The following is a 22,227-nucleotide window of genomic DNA, read 5'->3' on the forward strand; positions in this document are numbered from 1 at the left end:
GGCTCCCCCTTTGGGGGAGCTGGCATCGCGCAGCGATGACTGAGAGGGCGCACGCCGTTGACCTTTGCATCAAAGCGTCAAGTGTAACGAGAAGCCTTTCCATGATTGCAACGGAGCCGGTAACAGGTGGAGAGGGCGAGCCCGCTAAAGGAATCATCATTTCAATTAGGTGAGTGATATGGAACAGCAATACAAGACTGATGCCGAAATTTACGCCGTGCTGGAGCGGGAGATCATCGACCTGACCATCCGTCCCGGCTCTTCGCTGAGCGAGAACCCGCTGTGCGCCCGGTTCGGTGCGCCGCGCTCCCTGATCCGGGTGGTGCTGCAAAAATTGCAGGAAAACGGGCTGGTGCGCATCGTGCCCTACAAGGGCACCACCGTCACCCGGCTGAACCGGCGCATCGTGGACGAGCTGATTTACGAGCGCACCGCCGTGGAGGGGCGCATTCTGCGGGACTTTGCCCCCATCGCCACCCCGGCGCAGCGTGCGCAGATCCGCGCACGGGTGGACGCCTACGAAGCGCTGGCGCGCGCCGAGAACCCGGACTTCAACAAGCTGTACGAGATGGACTGCCGCCTGCACGAAACATGGTTTGCCGCCATGGACAAGATGTACCTGTGGAGCACCTTACAGAACGCCCACGCCGATTACAGCCGGTTCCGTATGCTGGACACCATGACCACCGGCGGGCTGGACGAGGTGATCGCCGACCACCGCAACCTGCTGAACGCCATTGAGCGATGCGACCTTGCCGCCTTTGAGCCGCTGGTGGAGCGGCATCTGTACGGCGGCATCCGCCGCCTTGGCAGCAAGCTGACCGAGGAATACGCCGACTTTTTTGAGCCGGAGACCGTGAAATAATGCAAAATTGTTCCACGGGGAACAAAGAAACGAGAGCCTCCCGGCGCGCCGGGAGGCTCTCGTTATTGTTGTATTTTGTTCAGAAAAACGCGCTTTAGCCGATGATCAGGCTTGCAATGCTGGGCTCCTGAGCCTGAACCGTGCTCGGCTTCTTATCAGTGACATCGATATACAGCTTCAGGATCGTCTCAAAGTCCAGATACTTTGCATCTACCTGAGATTTAAAGTTGCTGTACTCTACGCGCACCGTTGCTGTTTCCACGCCGTCCTCATTATACTGTTTGATTTCTGCATACTCCGGCACACTGCTGTTGCCTTTGTAGACAAAGGAGATGGCCTCCATCTCTGTGGTCTGGGTCTCAATATAAGAATCGCCCTTCGTTTCCTGTTTGAACGCCAGTCCCACAATCGGATTGACCGGGCTGATTTGATCCTGTAGCTTGCCCTTTATGCTCCTAACCGTATATTCACCAAGCTTACCATCTGCGCTCGGCTTTTTATACGGAGTAATATACCATCCCTTCTGCGTTTTCAGATCGAGCAAAACGATCTGGCTCGCTTTCGTGCCCTGCGCCCGCACCGTGAGATCTACATAAACGCGGCTTCCATCGGTCGAGACCAGCATATCGCCAGTCATACTCTCGCTGACTTGCTCGAACTTCAGTGTTTCGTTCATCGTATAGTTGCCGGTTCCAAGCTTCTGGTAGAATTTTGCCGTCCGGCTCTTTTCATAGGCAATGGTCTCATTTTTGTCTTCGCTGCCAGTTCCGGAGCTGCTGGAGCTGGAGCTGCTGGAGCTGGAACTGCTGGAGCTGGAGTTGCTGCTGGAACTGGAGCTGGAGCTGCTGCCAGGATTGCTGGAACTGGGTGCATCGGTGCTGCCGCAGGCCGTCAGCATGGAAACAGCCATGACTGCTGCCAATGCGACAGCCGCAATTTTCTTGGACAATCTCATCTTGATGTTCCTCCTGTTTTTGGTTTGAAGATCCAAGCAGAAACGAACCCCTGAATGTTTCTATTTGTGCCCCTAGCTTAGTTCCCGCAAACGGACTTGTCAAGCACCTTTCTATTTTTTGTAATTTTGTTTAAAAATCAGCTTGAAATTTCAGCATTCTGATCCTGTATTTTGCTTTGCTTGCAGGAAAAGTAATTCTATGCAAATTCGTTGTTTTTCAGAACACCCCGGTGATGAAGATCTCCAGCCCGATGCCAATGAGGATGACACCGCCCAGAATATTGGCCTTGCCGGAAAGCTGTGTGCCGAACTTTTTGCCGATGCACAGACCCGCCATGCAGATGAAGAAGGTGACCACCGCAATGATGATAGCGGCGGTAAGCGCCATCAACCAGCCGTATTCCGAGATGGTGAAGCCCACCGAGAGGGCGTCGATGCTGGTAGCCACGCCCTGCATGAACAGTGCCCCGGCGCTGAGCTGCGCCGCTTCTTCGGCTTCCTCGCCGCGGATGCCGTCCAGCAGCATCTTGCCGCCGATGTAGCCCAGCAGTGCCAGCGCGATCCACGGGATAAAACGCTCAAAGGACGCAAACAGCTCCACGATGGTATGCACGCACACCCAGCCGATCATGGGCATTGTCGCCTGAAAAATGCCGAAGGTGCCCGCGATCTTCACCATGACGCTTTTCGTCATCTTCGGGTCGTGCAGACCGTTTGCCATGGACACCGAAAACGCATCCATCGCCAGCCCCACGCCCAGCAAAACGCTGTTGAGAAAAAACACAAAACTCCATTCCATTCTGTCTGCCTCCTGTTTGTTGACCGTAATCCAAACCAAAACAAAACCCGGCCCCGGGCGCATTGTACGTCCGGAACCGGGTGATTTTTTGAGATCCACTCCATGTGCACGGGCGCGGCAAACACGCACCAAAACACATGAGTCTCGCAAATGAAAGCAAGCCAGACCGGAAAGCGGTCATTATGTTGACTTGCTGCGCTCTGCAAAGCGCCTGCTACTCCCCCACGGGTATTGTGATTTCGTTTATTCTAGCACAGATTCAAGGGGAAGTCCAGACAAACCTGACGGTGAAACGATTTTTAATGTGCTCCGCTGCGCTCTGCACATCAATAGCGGAAGAATTATTTATAATTTCACGTTTGTCGCGCTCTGCGGAGCGCTCCAAACGCATTTTCACCGAAGGGGTCGTAACGGCAAGCGGCATTTGCAGCGCCGCTTTCTACGAAAGCGCGGCGCTGCGGGAAAGTGCTGCTGGTCTGCGCCCTCTCAGTCAAAACCTAACGGTTTTGCCAGCTCTCCCAAAGGGAGAGCCAAGAGCACTGCCAGAAACTTTCTCATTACACCTAATCCTTTAGCGATGAACTTTACGGCTTGGCTCTCCCTTCGGGAGAGCTGGCGCGGGAGCGCCTGAGAGGGTTTGCGCCCCCTTGGGGGAGCTAGCTTTGCGTAGCAAAGACTGAAGGGGTTTTCCCTCAGCGCCTTATTCCTTCTCCTCGGGGTCTGCCTCCGGGGCTTCGGTGGCGGCGGCAGCATCGGCGGCTTCCATCTCGGCCAGCTGCTCGGCGGTGGGCTCGGCCTCGGCCTCAGAAGCGTCGATCTTCTCGGTCTGTGCTTCGTCGTCGTGGTCGGTGCGTGCCAGCACCATCACCTTGTCGTTTTCGCCCAGACGCATCACCCGCACGCCGGAGCCGTAGCGGCTCTGCAGCGGGATCTCGTTGGCGTGCAGGCGAATGATGATGCCCTCCTGACTGCTCAGCAGCACGTCATCCACATCGTCCACGATTTTCACGGCGGCAACCTTGTCGCGGCTCACATCGTAGTTGCGGATGCCCTTGCCGCCGCGGGCGGTGATGCGGTAGGTGTCGATATCCGAGCGGCGTCCCTTGCCGTTCTCGGTCACGGTCAGCACCGTGCCGCCCTCGCGGCAGATGCACACGCCGACAACTTCATCGCCCTCTGCCAGACGGATGGCGCGCACGCCGTGGCCGTTACGACCCATCGGGCGGGCGTTTTCCTCGTTGAAGCGGATGGCCTGACCGTTGCGGGTAGCAACGATGAGCATATCGTGGCCGGAGGTCAGGCGGGTCCATGCCAGCGCGTCGCCCTCGTTCAGGGCAATGCCGATCAGGCCGCTCTTGCGGATGTTGGCGTACTGTTCCAGCGGGGTGCGCTTGATCAGACCCTGCTTGGTGACCATGGTCACATAGCCGCCCGACTGCTCAGCATCCTTGCTCTGGCAGATCATGTTGGTGACCTTTTCGCCCTCCGCCAGCTGCAGCAGGTTGACGATGTTCATGCCCTTGCTGGTGCGGCTGCCCTCGGCGATGGTGTAGCCCTTGATGCGGAACAGACGGCCCCGGTCGGTGACAAAGAGCACATAGTCGTGGGTGGAGCCTACGAACATCTCCTGCACGATATCCTCTTCCTTGCGGGTCATGCCGGAGATGCCGCGTCCGCCGCGGCGCTGTGCCTGATAAGTGGCCTTGAGCTGACGCTTGATATAACCGGCCTCGGTCAGGGTGTAGACACACTGCTCCTCGGCGATCAGATCCTCGATATCCACCTCACCGGTCACGGACTGGATCTCGGTGCGGCGCTCGTCGCCGAAGCGCTTCTTCATGTCCAGCAGCTCGTCCTTGACGATGGCAAGCACCCGGGCGTCATCGGCCAGAATGGCTTCCCAGTCCTCGATCTTGGCCTGCAGGCTGGCCAGCTCTTCCTCGATCTTCAAAATTTCCAGACCAGCCAGACGACCCAGCTGCAGCTTGACGATGGCGTCTGCCTGCGGGTCGTCAAAGCCGAACTGCTCCATGATGGCAGCTTTGGCTTCTGCCATGCCGCCCTTGCAGGCGCGGATGGTGGCGATCAGCTCGTCCACGATGTCGGTGGCCTTCTTCAGACCTTCCAGAATGTGGGCGCGCTCCTTGGCCTTTTTCAGGTCGTACTGGGTGCGGCGGCGCACCACCTCGTCCTGAAACTCCACATACTTCTGCAGCATCTGCTTCAGGGTGAGCACCTTGGGCACCTTATGGTCGATGGCCAGCATAATGACGCCCACGGTATCCTGCAGCTGAGTGTACTGGTACAGCTGGTTCAGGATGACCTGTGCGTTGGCGTCCTTGCGGATATCCACCACGATGCGCATACCCTTGCGGTTGGTCTCATCATTCAGGCCGGTGATGCCCTCGATGCGCTTTTCCTTGACAAGGTCTGCCATGTGCTCGATGAGGCGCGCCTTGTTGACCATATAGGGAATTTCCGTAATGACGATCTGGGTGCGGCCGTTCTTGGTCTCCTCAATGGTGGCGCGGCCGCGCAGGGTGATCTTGCCGCGTCCGGTAGCGTAGGCGGCGCGGATGCCGCTGCGTCCCATGATGATGCCGGCGGTGGGGAAGTCCGGGCCCTTGATGTGCTCCATCAGGCCGGGCAGGTCGATGTCCGGGTCGTCGATATAGGCAATGCAGCCGTCAATGACCTCGCTCAGGTTGTGGGGCGGGATGTTGGTGGCCATACCGACCGCAATGCCCTGACTGCCGTTGACCAGCAGGTTCGGGAAGCGGCAGGGCAGCACGCTGGGCTCCTTTTTGGTCTCGTCAAAGTTGGGGTCCCAGTCGATGGTGTCCTTCTCGATATCGGTCAGCATCTCCACCGCCATGCGGCTCATGCGGGCCTCGGTGTAACGGTAAGCAGCCGGGGGGTCGCCGTCCACAGAACCAAAGTTACCCTGACCATCCACCAGCGGATAGCGCAGCGAGAAGTCCTGTGCCAGACGTACCATGGCGTCGTAGACCGATGCGTCGCCGTGGGGGTGGTAAGAGCCCAGCACTGCACCAACGGTATCGGCAGACTTGCGGTATGCATGGCTGGGGTCGTTGCCGCGCTCGTGCATGGTGTACAGAATGCGGCGGTGGACGGGCTTCAAGCCGTCCCGCACATCGGGCAGGGCACGGGACACGATGACCGACATGGAATAATCCAGGAAGGCCGTTTCGATCTCCTTTTTGACGTCGCGGATGATCTTTTTGGTTCCGCTGCCCGGTATCATCACATAATCTTCTTCCATTTGTTCCTCCGTGTCTTACACGTCCAGCTTTGCGTACTGGGCGTTGGTCTCGATAAAGCGGCGGCGGGGCTCCACCTGATCGCCCATCAGGATGGTAAAAGCTTCGTCGGCCTTTTCGGCATCCTCGATGGTGATCTGCACGATGACCCGGTTGTCCGGGTTCATGGTGGTCTCCCACAGCTGCTCGGGGTTCATCTCACCAAGGCCCTTATAGCGGTTCACCTTTGCGCCGGGCATCTCCTGCGAAAGGATGGCCATTTCCGCGTCGTTGTAGGCGTACTTGATGGTGTTGCCCTTCTGCACCTTGAACAGGGGCGGCTGTGCCACATACACATGCCCCTGCTCGATCAGCGGGCGCATATAGCGGAAGAAGAAGGTCAGCATCAGGGTGCAGATGTGGGAGCCGTCCACATCCGCATCGGCCATGATGAACACCTTGTCGTACCGCAGCTTGGAGATATCGAACTCGTCACCGATGCCGCAGCCCAAAGCCAGCACCACCGGCATCAGCTTGTCGTTGCCGTAAATTTTATCGGCGCGGGCCTTTTCCACGTTCAGCATCTTGCCCCACAGCGGCAGAATGGCCTGAATGGCAGAGTCGCGTCCCATCTTGGCAGAGCCGCCTGCAGAGTCGCCCTCGACGATGAAGATTTCGGTGCGGCTGGGGTCTTTTTCGCGGCAGTCTGCCAGCTTGCCGGGCATCCGGCTGGTCTCCAGCGCGCTCTTGCGGCGCACCAGTTCGCGGGCCTTTTTGGCGGCGGCGCGGGCGCGGGCGGCCTGTGTGGCTTTTTCAAAAATGGCCTTTGCCACGCCGGGGTTCTCCTCAAAGAACTCCATCAGCTTGGAGTATACCATATTGGAAACGAGGGTGCGGATCTCGGTATTGCCCAGCTTTGCCTTGGTCTGGCCTTCAAATTCGGCCTCCTGCAGCTTGACCGAGATGACGCAGATCAGACCCTCGCGCACGTCTGCGCCGGACAGGTTCTCGTCCTTGTCCTTCAGCAGGCCGTGGCTGCGGCCGTAGTCGTTGAACACGCGGGTCAGGCTGGCTTTAAAGCCCTCTTCATGGGTGCCGCCGTCCGGGGTGTTGACGTTGTTGGCAAAGCTCAGAAGCAGCTCGTTGTAGCTGGAATTGTACTGCAAAGCGATCTCTGCCACGCCGCGGTCGGTCTGTCCCTTGAGGTAGATGACGTTGGGGTGCAGCACTTCCAGCTTGCGCTTTTCGCCCAGATAGGTGACAAAGCTCTTGATGCCGCCCTCGTAGCACATGACCTCGGAGCGGTAGCAGGGCTCGCCCTCCTGCCCATCCTCCAGCACGGGGGTGTACAGCTGGCGCTCATCGGTCAGGGTGATCTTGACACCGGCGTTCAGGAAGCTTTCCTCCCGCAGGCGCTTTTCCAGCGTGTCGAAGTCGTAGACGGTGGTGTCCTTGAACATCTCCGGGTCGGGTTTAAAGGTGACCCGGGTGCCGGTGACGCCCTCGGCTACCGTGCCGATGCACTTCAGTGCGCCGTCCGGGTCGCCCCGCCGGAAGGTCTGCTCGTACTCCTTGCCGTCGCGGCGCACATTGACGGTGAGCCACTCGGAGCAGGCGTTGACCACCGAAGCGCCCACGCCGTGCAGACCGCCGGCCACCTTGTAGCCGGAGTTCTCGCCGCCGAACTTGCCGCCGGCGTGCAGGATGGTGTACACCACGGTGACGGCGGGCAGACCGGTATCGGCCTGAATGTCCACGGGGATGCCGCGGCCGTTATCGGTGACCTGAATGATATTGTCCTTCAGGATCTTGACCTCGATGTGGTTGCAGTAACCGGCCAGCGCCTCGTCAATGGCGTTGTCCACGATCTCGTACACCAGATGATGCAGACCGCGCTCACCGGTGGAGCCGATATACATACCCGGGCGCTTGCGCACCGCTTCCAGACCTTTCAACACCTGGATCTCGCTGGCGTTATACTCGTGGTCGGTCGCGGTATCGGCATTTGTACTGGTAATGATTTCTTCTGCCATATCCTTTCTCCCTTTTGTTCATTTTTGCGTTTGTTTTTTCAAATTATAGCAAAGCGGGAACCGGTACACCATGGTGTACTTTTTTCTCGCCGTTTTGTTGTGTTTTTACGCGCTGCCCGCAGCGGGCGTTCCGGCTGGCACGGTGCGGCTTTCCGGGCAGTTCCGGGGCTTTTCCATCCCTCTTTTTTCTGTGGATCTTCCGCCCGTTTTCCGCAAATTTCACTCCACCATCTTTTGCGCTCTGCGGCGCATGGCGGCGCTGGACAGCTCCGAAAGATACACCGTATCCACCAGCCCTCCGTCTGCCAGCACATAGCACTGGGGCAGCTCGTCCGAAAGGCTGACCACCGCCCCGTTCTTCTGGGCGTAGTTCAAAAACTCCCGCCCCCGGGGGGAGGTGGTGGTGGTCTCCAGATCAAAGATGCCGATGATATCACGGTCGTTCAGGACATAGTCCCGCCCCAGATGAATATACATATTGTATTTTCTCCCGTGTCTTTTGTTTGCATAAAACCCACGAAAATTCAGCTTTTATGCAACGCCACTTGCAACATTTCTCCATGCCGTCAAACCCGGTTCAGCACCCCGCCGTCCATGCGGTACACCTCGCCGTCGGTCTTTAAAAAATCCGTGTCATCGCAGCTGGTCACAAAGGTCTGCTTTTCCTTCATGCAGGTGAGCAGATACTGCTTGCGCCCTTCGTCCAGCTCGCTCAGCACATCATCCAGCAGCAGTACCGGGTGCTCCCCGGTGATCTGCGCCGCCGCGGCGGCTTCCGCCATTTTCAGGCTCAGCACCACGCTGCGCTGCTGTCCCTGACTGGCATACACCCGGGCGGGCTGGTCGTCCAGCAGCAGCTCCAAGTCCTCGCGGTGGATGCCGCACAGGCTCTGCCCGGCGCGCAACTCCTCCTCCTGCCGCTGACGCAGCAGGTCGGCAAGCCCGCCCGGCGCAAACTGGGCGGCGTAGCGGATGCTCATCCGCTCTGCCCCGTGGGAAAGCTCGGCGTAGTTGGCACAGGCGCGGGGAGCCAGCAGTGTCAGATACTCCCGCCGCCGCTGCTGCAAGGCCTCGCCCTGCGCGGCAAGCTCGGTGTTGAGCACCTCCAGCAGGGTGCGCTTTTCCGCATAGGGGCGCTCCTGCCCGGTTGCAGAGTGGCGCAGCAGCGCATTTTTTTGCTGCAAAACCCGCACATAGCGGCGGTAGCTTGCCAGATACCCGGGGTACAGCTGGCACAGCGCAGCGTCCAGAAATTTGCGCCGCCCTTCCGGAGCCCCCTTGACAAGGCTCAGGTGCCCGGGGTCGAACACCACCGCCGGAAAGCTGCCCGCCAGCGCCGCCGCCCGCTTGGGCGCTGCGCCGTTTACTGCCGCATAGCGGCCGGGCTTTGCGGCTTCCGGGGTGCCCACGGTCATGCGGATATGGGCAGGCTCGGCGGGCTCGCAGCCTTCCGGCCGGTCCCGCTGGGTGTCGGCTTCCAGCACCGCGAATGCTTCTCCCCGGCGCACAAGCTCGGCGTCTTTGCCGCCCCGGAAGCTTTTGCCGCCGGTCAGCAGCCAGATGGCCTCTAAAAGGTTCGTCTTGCCTTGGCCGTTGTTGCCGCAGATGACGGTAAGCTCCCGGCCGGGTTCCAGCCGTGCCGCACAAATATTGCGATAGTTCTGTACTTCCAGCGAAAGCAGACGCATTTACTGACCCTGCCCGATCTCTACGCTCTGCCCGTCCAGCTCGATGACGTCCCCGGCGCGGCACTTTTTGCCCCGCATGGTGCACACCTCGCCGTTCACCTTCACAGCACCGCCCTGCACCAGCTCCTTGGCTTCGCCGCCGGTCTCGCACAGGCCGGCAAATTTGAGCAGGGCATCCAGCTTGATAAACTCGGTATGAATCAAAATCTTCTGCATAAAACGCGCTCCTTAGTCGTTTTTAAACCGTACCGGCAGTACCAGATACAAGAAATCGTTGCCCTCTACCGGCAGCACCTTCACCGGGCTCAAGGGGCCGCTGATCTCCATGCGCACCTGCTCGGTGCGGGCGTTGCGCAAAGCATCCAGCAGATAGCGGTTGTTGAAGCCGATCTCTACCTCGTCGCCCTCGCAGGCGGCGCTGAACTCGTCCACCACGCGGCCGAGGTTTGTCTGGCAGCGCACCACGACTTTACCCTCTGTAAAGGAGATGCGGAGGGGATTTTTTAAACGCTCTGTAATAATCAGAGAGGCGCGCTCGATGGTGGAGATGAAGTCCTTGGTATCGATGGTCACCCGGGTGCGGCTTCCGGCGGGGATGACGTTGCGGTAATTCAGGAATTCGCCCTCGATCAGGCGGCTCATGATGGTGTAACCGGCGGTGGTGAACACCACATAGCGGCGGTTTGCACTGATGTGCACATCCTCTTCGTCATCGTTGGCCAGCAGGTGGGACACCTCGGTCATGGTCTTGCTGGGCACGATGATGCGGATATCCTTCACGGCAGTGATGGGGCGCTCCACGATGGCAAGGCGGTAGCCGTCCAGCGCTACGATGGTCAGCTTGTCCAGCTCGATCTCGAACAGTTCGCCGGTGTGGGCGGGTTTTTTCTCGTCCTGACTGACGGCGTACAGGGTGCGGTCGATCATGTCCCGCAGCACGCCGGTCTTGATGATCAGGGTCTGCTCCGCGCCGGTGTTGGGCAGATCCGGGAAATCGGTAGCCGGCATGGACTGGATCTCGAACTGTGCCACGCCGCTCTGGATGGTGGTCTTGCCGTTATCCGCAGCCACGATGCTGATCTGACCTGCCGGCATCCGGCTGATCATGCTGCTGAGCAGTTTTGCATTCAGCACGATCTCGCCGGGTTCCTTGATGTTGGCTTCGATGGTGGTCACGATGCCCATTTCCAGATCGTAGCCAGTCAGGGTGAGCTGAAAACCTTCGGCCTTCAGCAGAATGCCCTCCAGCACCGGGATGGACGAGCGCATGGTGACAGCTTTGGAAACGCCGTCGATGGCTGCACTGAGCAGTGTTTTATCGCAGACGATGTTCAAAACAGTATCTCTCCTTTTTTCACACTTCCGGCTTGATCCCTGCCCTTTGGGCTGCTGCCGGAAGGCAGTAATATATTGAACTTGTTGTAGTAACCGTAGTAGGGGGTGGGGAAGATGTTGAAAACCCGGAAATGTCTTGCCGGGAAGCGGGGCTTTGGATTTCCACCGGGTTGTGGAAGACTCGTGAAGGAAATGTTGAAAGGTGGGGAACGGTGGTTCTTTCCACAGCCGATGTGAAGAACTGATGTTAAATGTTGAAAACTAAGTGGAAAGTGTGGAAAGCTTCGCCTTTTTGCCACAAGATATAGGCGTATTTTCCCCATTTTGTTCCGTTTTCTCCCCATATTTTGGGGTCACACCCTGAAATGAGTATGACTTTTGCCCGGTTTTCCCCGGTTTAGGCCTTCACGTTCTTGATGATATCGCTCACGGTCTCCCGCAGGTGCTGGTCGTTCTTCATGTCCCGCTCCATGGTCTTGAGGGAGTAGACGATGGTAGAGTGGTCGCGGCCGGAGAATTCCCGCCCGATCTCCTCCATGCTCATGCCGGTGACCTCCCGCAGGATATAGATGGCAACGCGCCGGGCAGAAGCCACATTGGCGTTGCGCTTGGTGCCCCGGATGTCGGCAGGGGACACGTTGAAGGTGCGGGACACCTCGCCGATGATCTTTTCGATGGTCACCGGCACCGGCTGGGTCTCGTTGAGGATATCCTTGATGGCGTTCTGCGCCACGCTGATCACCGGCTGGATGCCCTCCAGCATATAATAGGCGTTCAGCTTTTTCACCGCGCCCTCCAGCTGGCGGATGTTGTTTTTCAGGTGGTTGGCAATGAACTCTGCCACGTCCTCGGGCAGGTCCAGATGCAGCAGCTCTGCCTTGCGCTTCACGATGGCAACGCGGGTCTCAAAATCCGGCGGCTGCACATCGGCGGTCAGACCCCACTCAAAGCGGGTGCGCAGACGCTCTTCCAGGCTCTTGATCTCCTTGGCGGGGCGATCGGAAGCGATGACGATCTGCTTGTGGGCATCATGCAGGGAGTTGAAGGTGTGGAAGAACTCTTCCTGCGTGGACTCCTTGCCCGCGATGAACTGGATATCGTCCACCAGCAAAAGGTCTGCCACGCGGTACTTCATGCGGAAGTCCTCGGTGCTGCCGGCGCGGATGGCGGCGATCAGCTCGTTGGTGAACTGCTCGCAGGTGACATACATGATGACGAAATCGGGGTGGGTGCGCTTGATCTCGGTCTGAATGGCGGTCAGCAGATGGGTCTTGCCCAGACCGGAGCCGCCGTAGATGAACAGGGGGTTATACGCCCCGGAGGGGTTTGCCGCCACAGCCTGCGCAGCAGCAAACGCAAACTGGTTGGACGGCCCCTTGATGAAGTTTTCAAAGGTGAACTCGTAGTTGCCCTGCGGGGAGGCGGGGTTTGCCTCGTACTGCTGGGCCAGCACTACTTCGTGGGGCGGGGTGCTGGGCACCACAAGGGTGATGTCCACATCAAAGCCCAAAACGGACTTGAAGGCCTCCTTGAGCAGGCCAAGGTACCGGTCGGTGACGATCTTGCAGATAAAATCGTTGCGCACCGACAGGGTGATATGGCTGGAGTCCTCAAAGCTGATGGGCTCCAACCCGTCGATATAGAGATTGTACGTTGGCTCGGCCATCTGCGCCTTGCAGTACATCTGGGCCGCTTCTAAAACGTCCTTGAAAGAATCCATAAAACATCCACTCCATTGAATCGGTCGAAGTTTTCAACAATGCTGCTGATACCATGTTAGTATACCACAAAAATCTCCCTGCGTCTATATTACTATAATGTAATTTATAATACATAAGATAAGCCCCCGCAGCGCCCTTGTGGAAACACGCCAAAAAGACCACAATATCTGGTAGAAAAAAGTTTTCCACAGCAAAATGGTGAAAAAGTTGAAAAGCTTTTAACAGAAAAATCAGAAAAAAGTTTGCAGAAAACTGCAAAAAATGCTTGACAGAACGTCATACTATGCGATATACTGTTGAATTGCAAGCCTGTCCCCAATCTGGGACCGATCAAGACCCCATACCGGGGATAAGTTTTTACGGAGGATACAACCATGAAGAGAACTTTTCAGCCCAAGAAGCGTCAGCGCAAGGAAGTTCATGGCTTTCTGACCCGCATGAGCACCAAGAACGGCCGTAAGGTCATCAATGCTCGCCGTGCAAAGGGCCGCAAGAGCCTGACTGTCTGATCTCTGCCTTGCAGGTGAGATCCGGCGCAGAAATGAATATGCGCACAAAAGACCGCTGATATCCCATTGGCGGTCTTATTTTTTTACCCGTCAAAAGTTTTTTCGTAAAAATGCCCGGATGGGCTTTTAAACTGCAAAAATTTTTGATATACTGGCTAAAGAGTGCACCTATGTGCACCCGGACGAAAGGAGGTGCCGATGTTATGCGTTATCGTCCGATCCGCCGCAACAGCGAGTTTGGCCGTGTGTACGCCCGCGGCAAGTCCTATGTGAACCCGGCACTGGTGCTGTATGTGCTCAAGACCCGGGGCCGCAACACCCGGGTGGGCCTGACCGCCACTAAAAAGATCGGTCACGCCGTGCAGCGCAACCGCGCCCGCCGCGTGATGAAAGCTGCGATTGACGAGCATCTGGATCACAATATCGGCGGCTACGATCTGATCTTCGTGGCCCGGGGCATGACCCCCAAACTGAAAAGCTGGCAGCTGAGCAGCATTGTGGCAAAGCTGTTTGCACAGGCCGGTCTGCCGGATAAGGCAAAGCGCCCGGACGCAAAGCCGCCCGCCACCGTACCCCCTGCCCGCAAACAAAAGCCGGAGTCCCGCGCGTGAACCGGCTGCAAATGCTCTGCCGCAGGGCGCTGTGCGTGCCCATCCGCATCTACCAGTACACCCTCAGCCCATGGATCGGCCGCAGCTGCCGGTTTTCGCCCAGCTGCAGCAACTACACCATGCAGGCCATCCTGACCCACGGCTGTATAAAAGGCATCCTGCTGGGCGCATGGCGCATTGCCCGGTGCAATCCGCTGGGCAAGTGGGGCTACGACCCCGTGCCGCCGCCCGGCCGCTGGCAAAGCCCTGCCCGCAATTTACAGCCAGCAAAGCTGTTTGAAAAGCGGCATAGGGGATAAAGTTTTTGCTTCTTGTGACGCGTTGCACTGTGGGCGGCGTGTCCTACGATAAAAAAAATAATGCGTCCCGGGCCACAGCCGGGGCAGAATGGACAAAGGTATGAACTTCTTTTACATCCTGAGCGGTCCTCTCGGCTATGTCATGGAGTGGATCTACAAGCTGCTGCCGAACTACGGCTGGGACATCATCCTCTTCACCCTGCTCATCAACATCGTCAAGATCCCCCTGCAGACCAGCCAGCAGAAGAGCATGGCGAAAATGTCTGCTTTCCAGCCCATGATCGCAGAGATCCAGACCAAGTACAAGAATAAGCCTGAAAAGCAGCAGGAAGAGCTGATGAAGCTGCAGCAGGACTTTGGCTATAAGCCCACGGCCGGCTGCATGCCCATGCTGCTGAATTTCCTTGTCATGTTCGGCGTTATCGGCGTGGTGTATAACCCGCTGGAGCGCATTTTCCACATCAGCGCCGCTGCACTTGCCAGCGCAGGCGAGGCGATGACCGCCGCCGGTATCTCCTTTACCGCCATCACCCGCGATACCAACATCATCGCCGAGGTGGTTGCCGGCAACAGCGGCGTGCTGGGCTGCTTTACCGCACAGCAGATCGCTACCATCACCGAGTTCAGCCAGCACATGAACTTCTTTGGCATCGACCTGACCCGCATCCCGAAGCTGGGGCTTTCTCTGGATCTCGTGCTGCCGCTGCTGTCGGTCATCACCATGTTCCTGTCCACCCACATCAGTATGAAGGCCTCCGGCCAGCAGATGCAGGGCAGCATGAAGCTGACCATGTATATGATGCCGCTGATGTACCTGTTCTTCTGCTTTACCTACCCGCTGGCATTCTCTCTGTACTACGTCATTTCCAACATCGTCATGACCGCACAGACCCAGGTCATGCGCAAGTTCTACGACCCCGAGAAGATGCGCAAGGAAGTGGAAGCGGAGATCGCCGCCAAGCGCAAGCAGGAAAAGCGCGGTGTGAAGAACACCACCATCACGGTGACCGACCCCAAGACCGGCAAGAGCGTGGAAAAGAACCTTTCCGCCAGCGAGATGAACAAGCGCCGGCTGGAGTATGCCCGTCAGCTGGACGCCGAGCGCTACAAGGACGAGCGCACCGTGCCGCTGAGCGAGCTTGACAAGCAGGATAAACAGTAACAAGGGAGGTAAACGGTTATGATCCGTACACAGGAATCCGCCGGCAAGACGGTGGACGAAGCCCGCGCCAAAGCCTGCGCCCTGCTGGGCGTGCAGGCCGACGATCTGAATGTCAGCTATGAAGTGCTGGAAATGCCCCAAAAGACCGGTTTTCTGGGCTTAAAGACCACCCCCGCCAAGGTGCGCGTGCGCGTGGAACTGCCGGATGCCCCCGCCGCTGCACCCGCAAAGCCGGTGGCAGAGCAGCCTGTTGAGACTGCCGCCCCCGTGCAGGAGACTGCTCCTGTGGCAGAGAAAGTTCCCGCTGTTGCGGAGGAGCCTGCCGCTCCCGCCGCAGAGCAGACCCCCGCTGCCCAGCAGCCCGCCGAAGCTGCCGAGGAGGCAGAAGAGGTGGAAGTGCCCATCGTCATCGAGGAGAACGCCAAGGTGAAGGCCGCTGTGGACTATCTGCGGGAGGTCATCACCCTGATGGGCGTGGAGAACGTGACCTTCAGCGCCGTGCAGAAGGGCGAAGCCACCATCATCCGTCTGGACGGTGAAAAGCTGGGTGCCCTCATCGGCCGCCGTGGCGAGACCATGGAGAGCCTGTCCTATCTGGCAAGCCTTGTGGCAAACCGTCTGGAGGGCGATTACATCAAGCTGGGTCTGGACGTTGCCGGCTACCGCGACAAGCGCGAGAGCGATTTGACCGCACTGGCACAGCGCATTGGTGCCAAGGTGCGCAAGACCGGCCGCAGCTTTGCCATGGAGCCCATGAATCCCTACGAGCGCCGCATCATCCACTCTGCCATCAGCAAGATGGAGGGTGTGCGCAGCGAGAGCAAGGGCGAGGGCCGTGACCGCCGCGTGGTCATCTACTCCACCGCACCCGATGCCCAGACCGAGAACACCTACGGCGAGCGCCGTGGCCGTGGCGGCAGCCGGAATGGCCGTCGTCCCGGCGGCAATCGCAACGGCGGTTATCGCGGCGAGCGCCGCAGCAATGGCGGCTACCGCGGCAGCCGCAGCGGTGCACCCCGCGGTCCGCGTCCGTCCAGCGTACCGGAGCGCACCTACGCCCCCCGCGACGCCGAGAGCGCAGCACCCGTAGCACCCAAGCGCACCGAGCGCGTGGACGACTTTGCAGATTTCAGCTTCGGCAAGATCGAGCTGTAAGCTGTAACCCGAAACAGAACCATGAAGCGCCCCGCATTTCCGGTGGAAATGCGGGGCGCTTTTTTGGTTTCACAGGAGGGGGTCGTGGAGTAAAACGGCATTTGCAGCGCCGCTTTCTGCGAAAGCGCAGCGCTGCGGGAAAAGTCTGCACAGGTTTTCAGCGGGCTGAACCCTCTCAGCTTCGCTGCGCTCAGCACGGTACGATGCGGTCTATCTCTGCTAGAAATTCGCGTTTCTTTGTCAGCACCTGCGACAACTCATCGCTCAGCGCCGACAGACTCATTTATTTGTTCATATCTGTATTATATCACTTCTGTGGTTATATTGCCATTGTGCGGTATTGCCTTAGCTTGCAATTCTGCCTTCTGCCTTTCCGTTAGAAATATAATGTTCGTAGTATTTCACATTACTATTGCCAAACGCTGCTACAAGATCCGGGTTATTTGTCTTATAGGCAGCCAGGTTGAACTGATAATTTCCCTGCCGCCCCTCTTTCATGCCATTTGTAACAAAATGCTCAAAAAGTGCTTTCTGATTTGTCCCAAATACCTCTGCAAGGTCAGGGTTCAGTTTCAGATAATCCTTGTAATTGTAAACTGCTTGGTACTGTGCCAACTGCTGTACAAACGGCGGGTTCTGCAACCGTATTCCCCGATGAGCGCCATTATCGGCATTTCTTACAGTTTCTCTACTTCCATCCATATAAGTAACTACCGCATAATCCACATTAATGTGGTCGATAATATTGCTTGTCCACATTACGTTATCAAATCTGCATCCGCCGTCACATGTTGCATTTTGAACCTCATCTTCGGACAGATATGTACAACTGTCAATGTTGTTTGTATCTGGCATAACAAAGAAATTCCCATACGAATCACAATAAACCCTCGTCAAAACGTCATCTTCTCCAATTGATACGGCATAGTCCGACTCTGTATAGTATTTAAACGGACTATCATCTGAGAAATTCTGATCCATATACAACTGTGCCCCATTATTTCTCGCCACTCGAAAAGGTTCTATTGGCCCAACTACTGTTAATTTTTTTGTCGCCACGCCCGGAATAGGGTCTCCGACGCGATTGTATGCAGTTGCATAGAAATCAACATATTTCATTGTTTTGTTCGTATTATTGCGGCTATAAATTGTCGGGTCGCATACATAATTATCTTCCCAGTTGACCTGCATTGTTATAATTTCAATACTCGGTTTTTTAGCCGCAAATGCACTGCCACAGAAGCACATACACAGCAGTACTATTGTAAGCAGTGCAGCAGAAAGTTTTCTTTTCATGTCGATTCCTCCTTCTATGGAAAGCCTTTCTTGTCATCAGTATACCGCTGTTTAAACTAATTTTCAATTTGTTTTTTGTGAAATTTCTTAAAGATTATCGCATGTTACCGTTAAAAATATGGACGCTGCTTTTTGCAACAGCCCCTTGACTCCCTCAGTCAAAACCTGACGGTTTTGCCAGCTCCCTCTGGGAGGGAGCCTCTGGCGCGCCCGGACGTTTTGCACTTTAGCCAAAAACTTCGCCGCCATGCCAAAGGCCCCATCTCCGAAGATGACTTCCCCCGGAGCGGGGGAAGATGTCGCGCAGCGACAAAAAGGGGAATCTGGCATCGAGCAAAGCGAGATGACTGGGGGAGTTTCTCGCGGGGTAAACCCTCTCCGCTTCGCTGCGCTTAGCAGCTCCCCCGAAGGGGGAGCTTTTCGCCATCTGGCGGTAAGTAGAGCAAAACCTCCCCCTTTCGGGGGAGGTGGCATCGCCGTAGGCGATGACGGAGAGGGTTCAAGCCGTAAAGTTTAGCACTAAAGTATTAAGTACAAAGAGAAAGTACCCGCCATTTTCGATCTCTTTTTCCACAAACATTTTGGAAGATGTGGAAAAACCGCGCGGCGGGTGTATCTTTTTGCGCAAAAACGTGGTAAAATAAGCTGTAAAATCAGAAAGTGTGCGCTGCGGCGGGTCTGCCGTACCGGGCGCACGAGAAGCGCACCCGCAAGACGTGTGCGCGGAAAGGATGCAGTATGCAGGGAACGACCATTGCCGCTATCGCAACGCCCCCCGGGGCAGGCGGCATTGCCGTGGTGCGGCTCTCCGGTGCGGAGAGCTATCAGGTGGCGGCCCGGGTGTTCCGCCCGGCCAACGCCGCAAAAAAAGTTGAACAGGCCAAGGGCTACACCGCACTGTTCGGGCATTTTGTGGATAGGGAAGAAGCCTTTGATGAGGGCGTCGCCCTGTTTTTCCGTGCGCCCCACAGCTATACCGGCGAGGACGTGGTGGAGCTTTCCTGTCATGGCGGAAATGCGGTGGCGCGGCGGCTGGTGGAAGCCTGCCTTGCGGCGGGTGCACAGCCTGCCGCCCCCGGCGAGTACACCCGCCGTGCCTTTTTGAACGGCAAGCTGGGTCTGACGCAGGCGGAAGCGGTCATGGACCTGATCTCGGCAGACGGGCGGCAGGGGGCAGCGCTGGCAAACGCCGCGCTGGGCGGTGCGCTGGCGAAAAAGATCAACGCCCAGAAAGCCCAGCTGACCGCTCTGCAGGCGCATCTTGCCGCTTGGGTGGACTTCCCGGAGGAGGATGTGCCGGAGCTGGACCCCGCCCACCTGCGCACCGTGCTGGGCGCGGTGCGGGAGGAACTGGACGGCCTTATCCGCAGCTACGATGCCGGTGCGGTGCTGCGCGAGGGCGTGGACTGCGCCATCGTGGGACGCCCCAACGCGGGCAAGTCTACCTTGCTCAATCTGCTGGCTGGGTTCGACCGTGCCATCGTCACCCCGGTGGCGGGCACCACCCGCGATGTGGTGGAGCAGGCGGTGCAGCTGGGGGATATCCGGCTGAACCTCTTCGACACTGCCGGTCTGCGGGAGACCGAGGACGCCATCGAGGCCGAGGGTATCCGCCGCAGCTGGAAAAAGTTGGAAGAAGCCGGGTTGATTTTGGCTGTCTTTGACGGCTCCGAGCCGCCCAGCCGGGAGGACTTGGCGCTGGCGCAGCGCTGCGCCGGCCGCCCCGCCATCGCCCTTGTGAACAAGGAGGACAAGCCCACCCAGTTTGATGCAGAGCTCATCGCCCCCTATTTTGCCATGGTGCTGCCGGTCTGCTGCCGGGAAGAGGGGAGCCGCAAGGTCATCGCCGCTGCGGTGGCGCGGCTGCTGGGTACCGGCAGCATCGACCCCCACGCCGCCAGCCTGTCCGGGCAGCGGCAGCTTTCCGCTGCCCTCCGCGCCCGGGACGCCGTAGCCGGTGCACTGGATGCCGCCGCCGGCGGCTTTGGACTGGACGCCGTTTCGGTCTGCGTGGACGACGCACTGGATGCTCTCTGCGACCTGACCGGCGAAAACGCCTCGGAAGCCGTCATCGAACAGGTGTTCGAGCGGTTTTGTGTGGGGAAATAAGGACGGAAATGTTCTCTTTTGACACCAAAAGAGAACCGGAAAAGCGTATTGCGCGCTGCGGGGAAAGTTTCTGCTTGCCGCAAGCGTGCAGGGACGCTCCGCTGGGCCAGAGGCAGGGAGGGGTGTTCCGACTCCCCCCTCCCTACCTCTGGACTCCACCCACCCCGCAACGGGTCAAGGGCTGCACGCCCTTGACGATCCCAAAGAAGTGGGCTACACCGGAAAAAACTGAAGATTCACGCCTGTTCGGCGTGAAGATCTTTTAACCGTTTTTTCCGGCTCCGCCGATTTGTAGCCCCTCAGTCGCTGCGCGACAGCTCCCCCCGGGGGAGCAGGCACGCCCGCCCGCAAGCTTTGCGGTTTAGTCGCAAACTTTCCCGCCATGCCAAAGGCTCCCTCCCCGAGGGAGCTGGCAAAACCGTCAGGTTTTGACTGAGGGAGTTCAGCCCAAGGTAAAATTTGCATTTCAAATCATTGATTAGAGGAAACCCGAAAGTATATGAACCACTTAGGAGATTATGATGTCATCGTCATTGGCGCAGGCCATGCGGGCATCGAAGCCGCCCACGCAGCTGCTGTGCTGGGCGCAAAAACGGCCGTCTTTACCATGAGTCTGGACGCCATCGGCAATATGCCCTGCAACCCCAGCATTGGCGGCACTGCCAAGGGCACGCTGGTGCGGGAGGTGGACGCGCTGGGCGGCGTGATGGGTCTGGCGGCAGACGCCACCTACCTGCAAAGCCGGATGCTGAACAAGGGCAAAGGCCCCGCCGTGCACGCACTGCGGGTGCAGACCGACCGCCGCCGCTACAACGAATACATGAAGCACGCGCTGGAACAGACCCCGGGGCTTGCCATCCATCAGGCTGAGGTGGTGGCGCTGGAAGTGGAAAACGGTCATGTGAAGGGCGTTGTCACCCAGCTGCACGGCGAATACACCGCCAAGTGCGTGGTGCTTGCCACCGGCACGAACCTCGGCGGCAAAATTTTCGTGGGCGATGCGTGGTATGCTTCCGGCCCGGACGGGATGCACGCCGCCAACGCCCTGACCGACAGCCTGAAAGCTGCCGGTCTGCCGCTGCGCCGGTTCAAGACCGGCACCCCTGCCCGGGTGCACCGCCGCAGCATTGATTTTTCCAAGCTGGAATGCCAGCCCGGCGACCCGGACAGCGAATTGCAGCCCTTCAGCTTCCTGACCGATGCACCCATGCACAACAAGGTGGAATGCTGGATCGCCTACACGAACCCGGAGACCCACAAGATCATTCTGGACAATATCCAGCGCAGCCCGCTGTACGGCGGCATGATCGAGGGTGTCGGCCCGCGCTACTGCCCCTCCATTGAGGATAAGGTGGTGCGCTTCTCCGGCAAGGATCGTCACCCGCTCTTCGTGGAGCCCTGCGGTGAGAACACCGAGGAGATGTATTTGCAGGGCGCGTCCAGCAGCCTGCCGGAGGACGTGCAGAACGCCTTTTACCACAGCATCAAAGGCTTTGAGCATCTGGAGATCATGCGCCCCGCCTACGCCATCGAGTACGACTGCGTAGACCCCACCAGTCTGGAAGCCACGCTGGAAAGCAAGGTGGTGCGGGGTCTGTACGGAGCAGGGCAGTTCAACGGCACCTCCGGCTACGAGGAAGCCGCCGCGCAGGGTCTGCTGGCGGGTCTGAACGCCGCCCGCAACGCGCTGGGCAAGGAGCAGCTGGTGCTGCCCCGGCACACCAGCTATCTGGGTACGCTGGTGGACGACCTTGTGACCAAGGGCGTCATGGATCCTTACCGCATGATGACCAGCCGCAGCGAGTACCGGCTGACCCTGCGGCAGGACAACGCCGACCAGCGCCTGACCCCCATCGGCAGGGAATACGGCCTTGTGCAGGATGACCGCTGGGCAAAGTACCAGCACACCCAGAACATTTTGGAAGCCGAGCGCCGCCGCCTGCACGAGACGCATCTGCGCACCGCAGACCTGCGCGCCGCCATGGAAGCCGCCGGTCTTGCCCCCGCCGCCGAGGGCGGCATTGCCGAGGAGCTGCTGCGCCGTCCCGAGATCAGCTACCCGCTGGTGGCGGGCATCATCGGCTGGGGCGAGGAGATCACCCCCATGCTGGCGGAGCGGCTGGAAACGGAGATCAAGTACGCCGGCTACATCGCCCGACAGGACCGGATGATCCGGGAGGTGGCACGCCACGAAAAGACCCTCATCCCGGAGAATTTCGAGTATGCCGCCCTGACCGGCCTGACGCTGGAAGCCCGGGAAAAGCTTGCTCGCATCCGTCCCCGCAATCTGGGGCAGGCAGGGCGCATCCCCGGCGTTTCGCCCTCCGATGTGGCGCAGCTGAGCATCGCACTGGCAGGGAAACAACAAAAATAATACGAAGTTGCGATAGAATAAACGATTGTGCTACCCCAACCACCCGACAGAAAGGA

At 58.4% G+C, this 22,227-nt stretch carries 18 protein-coding genes; 8 read left to right on the forward strand and 10 right to left on the reverse strand.

Annotated features, from left to right (window positions below; translation table 11 throughout):
- Positions 1 to 178: 178 nt before the first annotated feature.
- On the forward strand, positions 179 to 865 hold the full coding sequence (locus DXB44_RS10115; RefSeq protein ID WP_118658645.1) for a GntR family transcriptional regulator: 687 nt from the start codon (positions 179 to 181) through the stop codon (positions 863 to 865).
- Between the two features lie 94 nt (positions 866 to 959).
- Here the strand turns inward: DXB44_RS10115 and DXB44_RS10120 are convergent, their stop codons facing one another.
- The 9 genes from DXB44_RS10120 to dnaA form a co-directional block, all read right to left on the reverse strand.
- Complete coding sequence (locus DXB44_RS10120) at positions 960 to 1,820, reverse strand: hypothetical protein (protein WP_199680597.1); 861 nt, start codon at positions 1,818 to 1,820, stop codon at positions 960 to 962.
- A 217-nt stretch (positions 1,821 to 2,037) separates the two neighbouring features.
- Complete coding sequence (locus DXB44_RS10130; protein WP_118658647.1) at positions 2,038 to 2,619, reverse strand: manganese efflux pump MntP family protein; 582 nt, start codon at positions 2,617 to 2,619, stop codon at positions 2,038 to 2,040.
- Positions 2,620 to 3,319: 700 nt separating this feature from the next.
- A complete protein-coding gene (gyrA, locus tag DXB44_RS10135) occupies positions 3,320 to 5,902 on the reverse strand; it encodes a DNA gyrase subunit A (protein WP_118658648.1) in 2,583 nt (860 codons plus the stop codon).
- A 15-nt stretch (positions 5,903 to 5,917) separates the two neighbouring features.
- Complete coding sequence (gene gyrB, locus DXB44_RS10140; protein ID WP_055186813.1) at positions 5,918 to 7,912, reverse strand: DNA topoisomerase (ATP-hydrolyzing) subunit B; 1,995 nt, start codon at positions 7,910 to 7,912, stop codon at positions 5,918 to 5,920.
- 219 nt (positions 7,913 to 8,131) lie between these two features.
- On the reverse strand, positions 8,132 to 8,389 hold the full coding sequence (locus DXB44_RS10145; protein ID WP_118658649.1) for a DUF370 domain-containing protein: 258 nt from the start codon (positions 8,387 to 8,389) through the stop codon (positions 8,132 to 8,134).
- An 89-nt stretch (positions 8,390 to 8,478) separates the two neighbouring features.
- On the reverse strand, positions 8,479 to 9,600 hold the full coding sequence (locus tag DXB44_RS10150) for a DNA replication/repair protein RecF (protein ID WP_118658650.1): 1,122 nt from the start codon (positions 9,598 to 9,600) through the stop codon (positions 8,479 to 8,481).
- Positions 9,601 to 9,816: an RNA-binding S4 domain-containing protein gene (locus tag DXB44_RS10155; RefSeq protein WP_005924246.1), complete on the reverse strand. Its 216-nt coding sequence runs from the start codon at positions 9,814 to 9,816 to the stop codon at positions 9,601 to 9,603.
- Between the two features lie 12 nt (positions 9,817 to 9,828).
- Complete coding sequence (gene dnaN / locus DXB44_RS10160; protein ID WP_055186810.1) at positions 9,829 to 10,935, reverse strand: DNA polymerase III subunit beta; 1,107 nt, start codon at positions 10,933 to 10,935, stop codon at positions 9,829 to 9,831.
- Between the two features lie 397 nt (positions 10,936 to 11,332).
- Positions 11,333 to 12,655, reverse strand: coding sequence for a chromosomal replication initiator protein DnaA (gene dnaA, locus DXB44_RS10165; protein WP_005924255.1), 1,323 nt, complete (start codon positions 12,653 to 12,655; stop codon positions 11,333 to 11,335).
- Between the two features lie 375 nt (positions 12,656 to 13,030).
- On the opposite strand from dnaA, the gene rpmH reads away from it, so the two are divergent.
- From rpmH to jag, 5 genes are all read left to right on the forward strand, one after another.
- Positions 13,031 to 13,165 (forward strand): 50S ribosomal protein L34, encoded by a 135-nt coding sequence (rpmH, locus tag DXB44_RS10170; protein WP_005924258.1) that lies wholly within the window; start codon positions 13,031 to 13,033, stop codon positions 13,163 to 13,165.
- 203 nt (positions 13,166 to 13,368) lie between these two features.
- Positions 13,369 to 13,776, forward strand: coding sequence for a ribonuclease P protein component (gene rnpA / locus DXB44_RS10175; protein ID WP_118658651.1), 408 nt, complete (start codon positions 13,369 to 13,371; stop codon positions 13,774 to 13,776).
- Positions 13,773 to 14,075: a membrane protein insertion efficiency factor YidD gene (gene yidD / locus DXB44_RS10180; RefSeq protein ID WP_242651874.1), complete on the forward strand. Its 303-nt coding sequence runs from the start codon at positions 13,773 to 13,775 to the stop codon at positions 14,073 to 14,075. The genes rnpA and yidD overlap by 4 nt, the downstream gene beginning before the upstream one ends.
- 100 nt (positions 14,076 to 14,175) lie before the next feature.
- Complete coding sequence (locus DXB44_RS10185; protein ID WP_242852991.1) at positions 14,176 to 15,237, forward strand: YidC/Oxa1 family membrane protein insertase; 1,062 nt, start codon at positions 14,176 to 14,178, stop codon at positions 15,235 to 15,237.
- A gap of 18 nt (positions 15,238 to 15,255) precedes the next feature.
- Positions 15,256 to 16,392: an RNA-binding cell elongation regulator Jag/EloR gene (gene jag / locus DXB44_RS10190; protein WP_118658652.1), complete on the forward strand. Its 1,137-nt coding sequence runs from the start codon at positions 15,256 to 15,258 to the stop codon at positions 16,390 to 16,392.
- Positions 16,393 to 16,737: 345 nt separating this feature from the next.
- On the opposite strand, the gene DXB44_RS10195 is transcribed toward jag, so the two are convergent.
- Positions 16,738 to 17,688: a hypothetical protein gene (locus tag DXB44_RS10195; RefSeq protein ID WP_097778938.1), complete on the reverse strand. Its 951-nt coding sequence runs from the start codon at positions 17,686 to 17,688 to the stop codon at positions 16,738 to 16,740.
- A gap of 738 nt (positions 17,689 to 18,426) precedes the next feature.
- Between DXB44_RS10195 and mnmE the strand changes: the two genes are divergently transcribed.
- On the forward strand, positions 18,427 to 19,797 hold the full coding sequence (gene mnmE / locus DXB44_RS10200; RefSeq protein ID WP_118658653.1) for a tRNA uridine-5-carboxymethylaminomethyl(34) synthesis GTPase MnmE: 1,371 nt from the start codon (positions 18,427 to 18,429) through the stop codon (positions 19,795 to 19,797).
- 499 nt (positions 19,798 to 20,296) lie between these two features.
- Positions 20,297 to 22,171: a tRNA uridine-5-carboxymethylaminomethyl(34) synthesis enzyme MnmG gene (mnmG, locus tag DXB44_RS10210; RefSeq protein WP_118658654.1), complete on the forward strand. Its 1,875-nt coding sequence runs from the start codon at positions 20,297 to 20,299 to the stop codon at positions 22,169 to 22,171.
- Positions 22,172 to 22,227 lie beyond the last annotated feature (56 nt).

Source organism: Faecalibacterium sp. OM04-11BH (assembly GCF_003482185.1).
Lineage (GTDB): Bacteria > Bacillota > Clostridia > Oscillospirales > Ruminococcaceae > Faecalibacterium > Faecalibacterium tardum.

Excerpts from the sequence above, each read along its gene's own strand:
- DXB44_RS10115 (WP_118658645.1), top strand. The coding sequence starts at position 179 with ATGGAACAGCAATACAAGACTGATGCCGAAATTTACGCCGTGCTGGAG.
- DXB44_RS10120 (WP_199680597.1), bottom strand. The coding sequence starts at position 1,820 with ATGAGATTGTCCAAGAAAATTGCGGCTGTCGCATTGGCAGCAGTCATG.
- DXB44_RS10130 (WP_118658647.1), bottom strand. The coding sequence starts at position 2,619 with ATGGAATGGAGTTTTGTGTTTTTTCTCAACAGCGTTTTGCTGGGCGTG.
- gyrA (WP_118658648.1), bottom strand. The coding sequence starts at position 5,902 with ATGGAAGAAGATTATGTGATGATACCGGGCAGCGGAACCAAAAAGATC.
- gyrB (WP_055186813.1), bottom strand. The coding sequence starts at position 7,912 with ATGGCAGAAGAAATCATTACCAGTACAAATGCCGATACCGCGACCGAC.
- DXB44_RS10145 (WP_118658649.1), bottom strand. The coding sequence starts at position 8,389 with ATGTATATTCATCTGGGGCGGGACTATGTCCTGAACGACCGTGATATC.
- DXB44_RS10150 (WP_118658650.1), bottom strand. The coding sequence starts at position 9,600 with ATGCGTCTGCTTTCGCTGGAAGTACAGAACTATCGCAATATTTGTGCG.
- DXB44_RS10155 (WP_005924246.1), bottom strand. The coding sequence starts at position 9,816 with ATGCAGAAGATTTTGATTCATACCGAGTTTATCAAGCTGGATGCCCTG.
- dnaA (WP_005924255.1), bottom strand. The coding sequence starts at position 12,655 with ATGGATTCTTTCAAGGACGTTTTAGAAGCGGCCCAGATGTACTGCAAG.
- rpmH (WP_005924258.1), top strand. The coding sequence starts at position 13,031 with ATGAAGAGAACTTTTCAGCCCAAGAAGCGTCAGCGCAAGGAAGTTCAT.
- rnpA (WP_118658651.1), top strand. The coding sequence starts at position 13,369 with ATGCGTTATCGTCCGATCCGCCGCAACAGCGAGTTTGGCCGTGTGTAC.
- DXB44_RS10185 (WP_242852991.1), top strand. The coding sequence starts at position 14,176 with ATGAACTTCTTTTACATCCTGAGCGGTCCTCTCGGCTATGTCATGGAG.
- jag (WP_118658652.1), top strand. The coding sequence starts at position 15,256 with ATGATCCGTACACAGGAATCCGCCGGCAAGACGGTGGACGAAGCCCGC.
- DXB44_RS10195 (WP_097778938.1), bottom strand. The coding sequence starts at position 17,688 with ATGAAAAGAAAACTTTCTGCTGCACTGCTTACAATAGTACTGCTGTGT.
- mnmE (WP_118658653.1), top strand. The coding sequence starts at position 18,427 with ATGCAGGGAACGACCATTGCCGCTATCGCAACGCCCCCCGGGGCAGGC.
- mnmG (WP_118658654.1), top strand. The coding sequence starts at position 20,297 with ATGAACCACTTAGGAGATTATGATGTCATCGTCATTGGCGCAGGCCAT.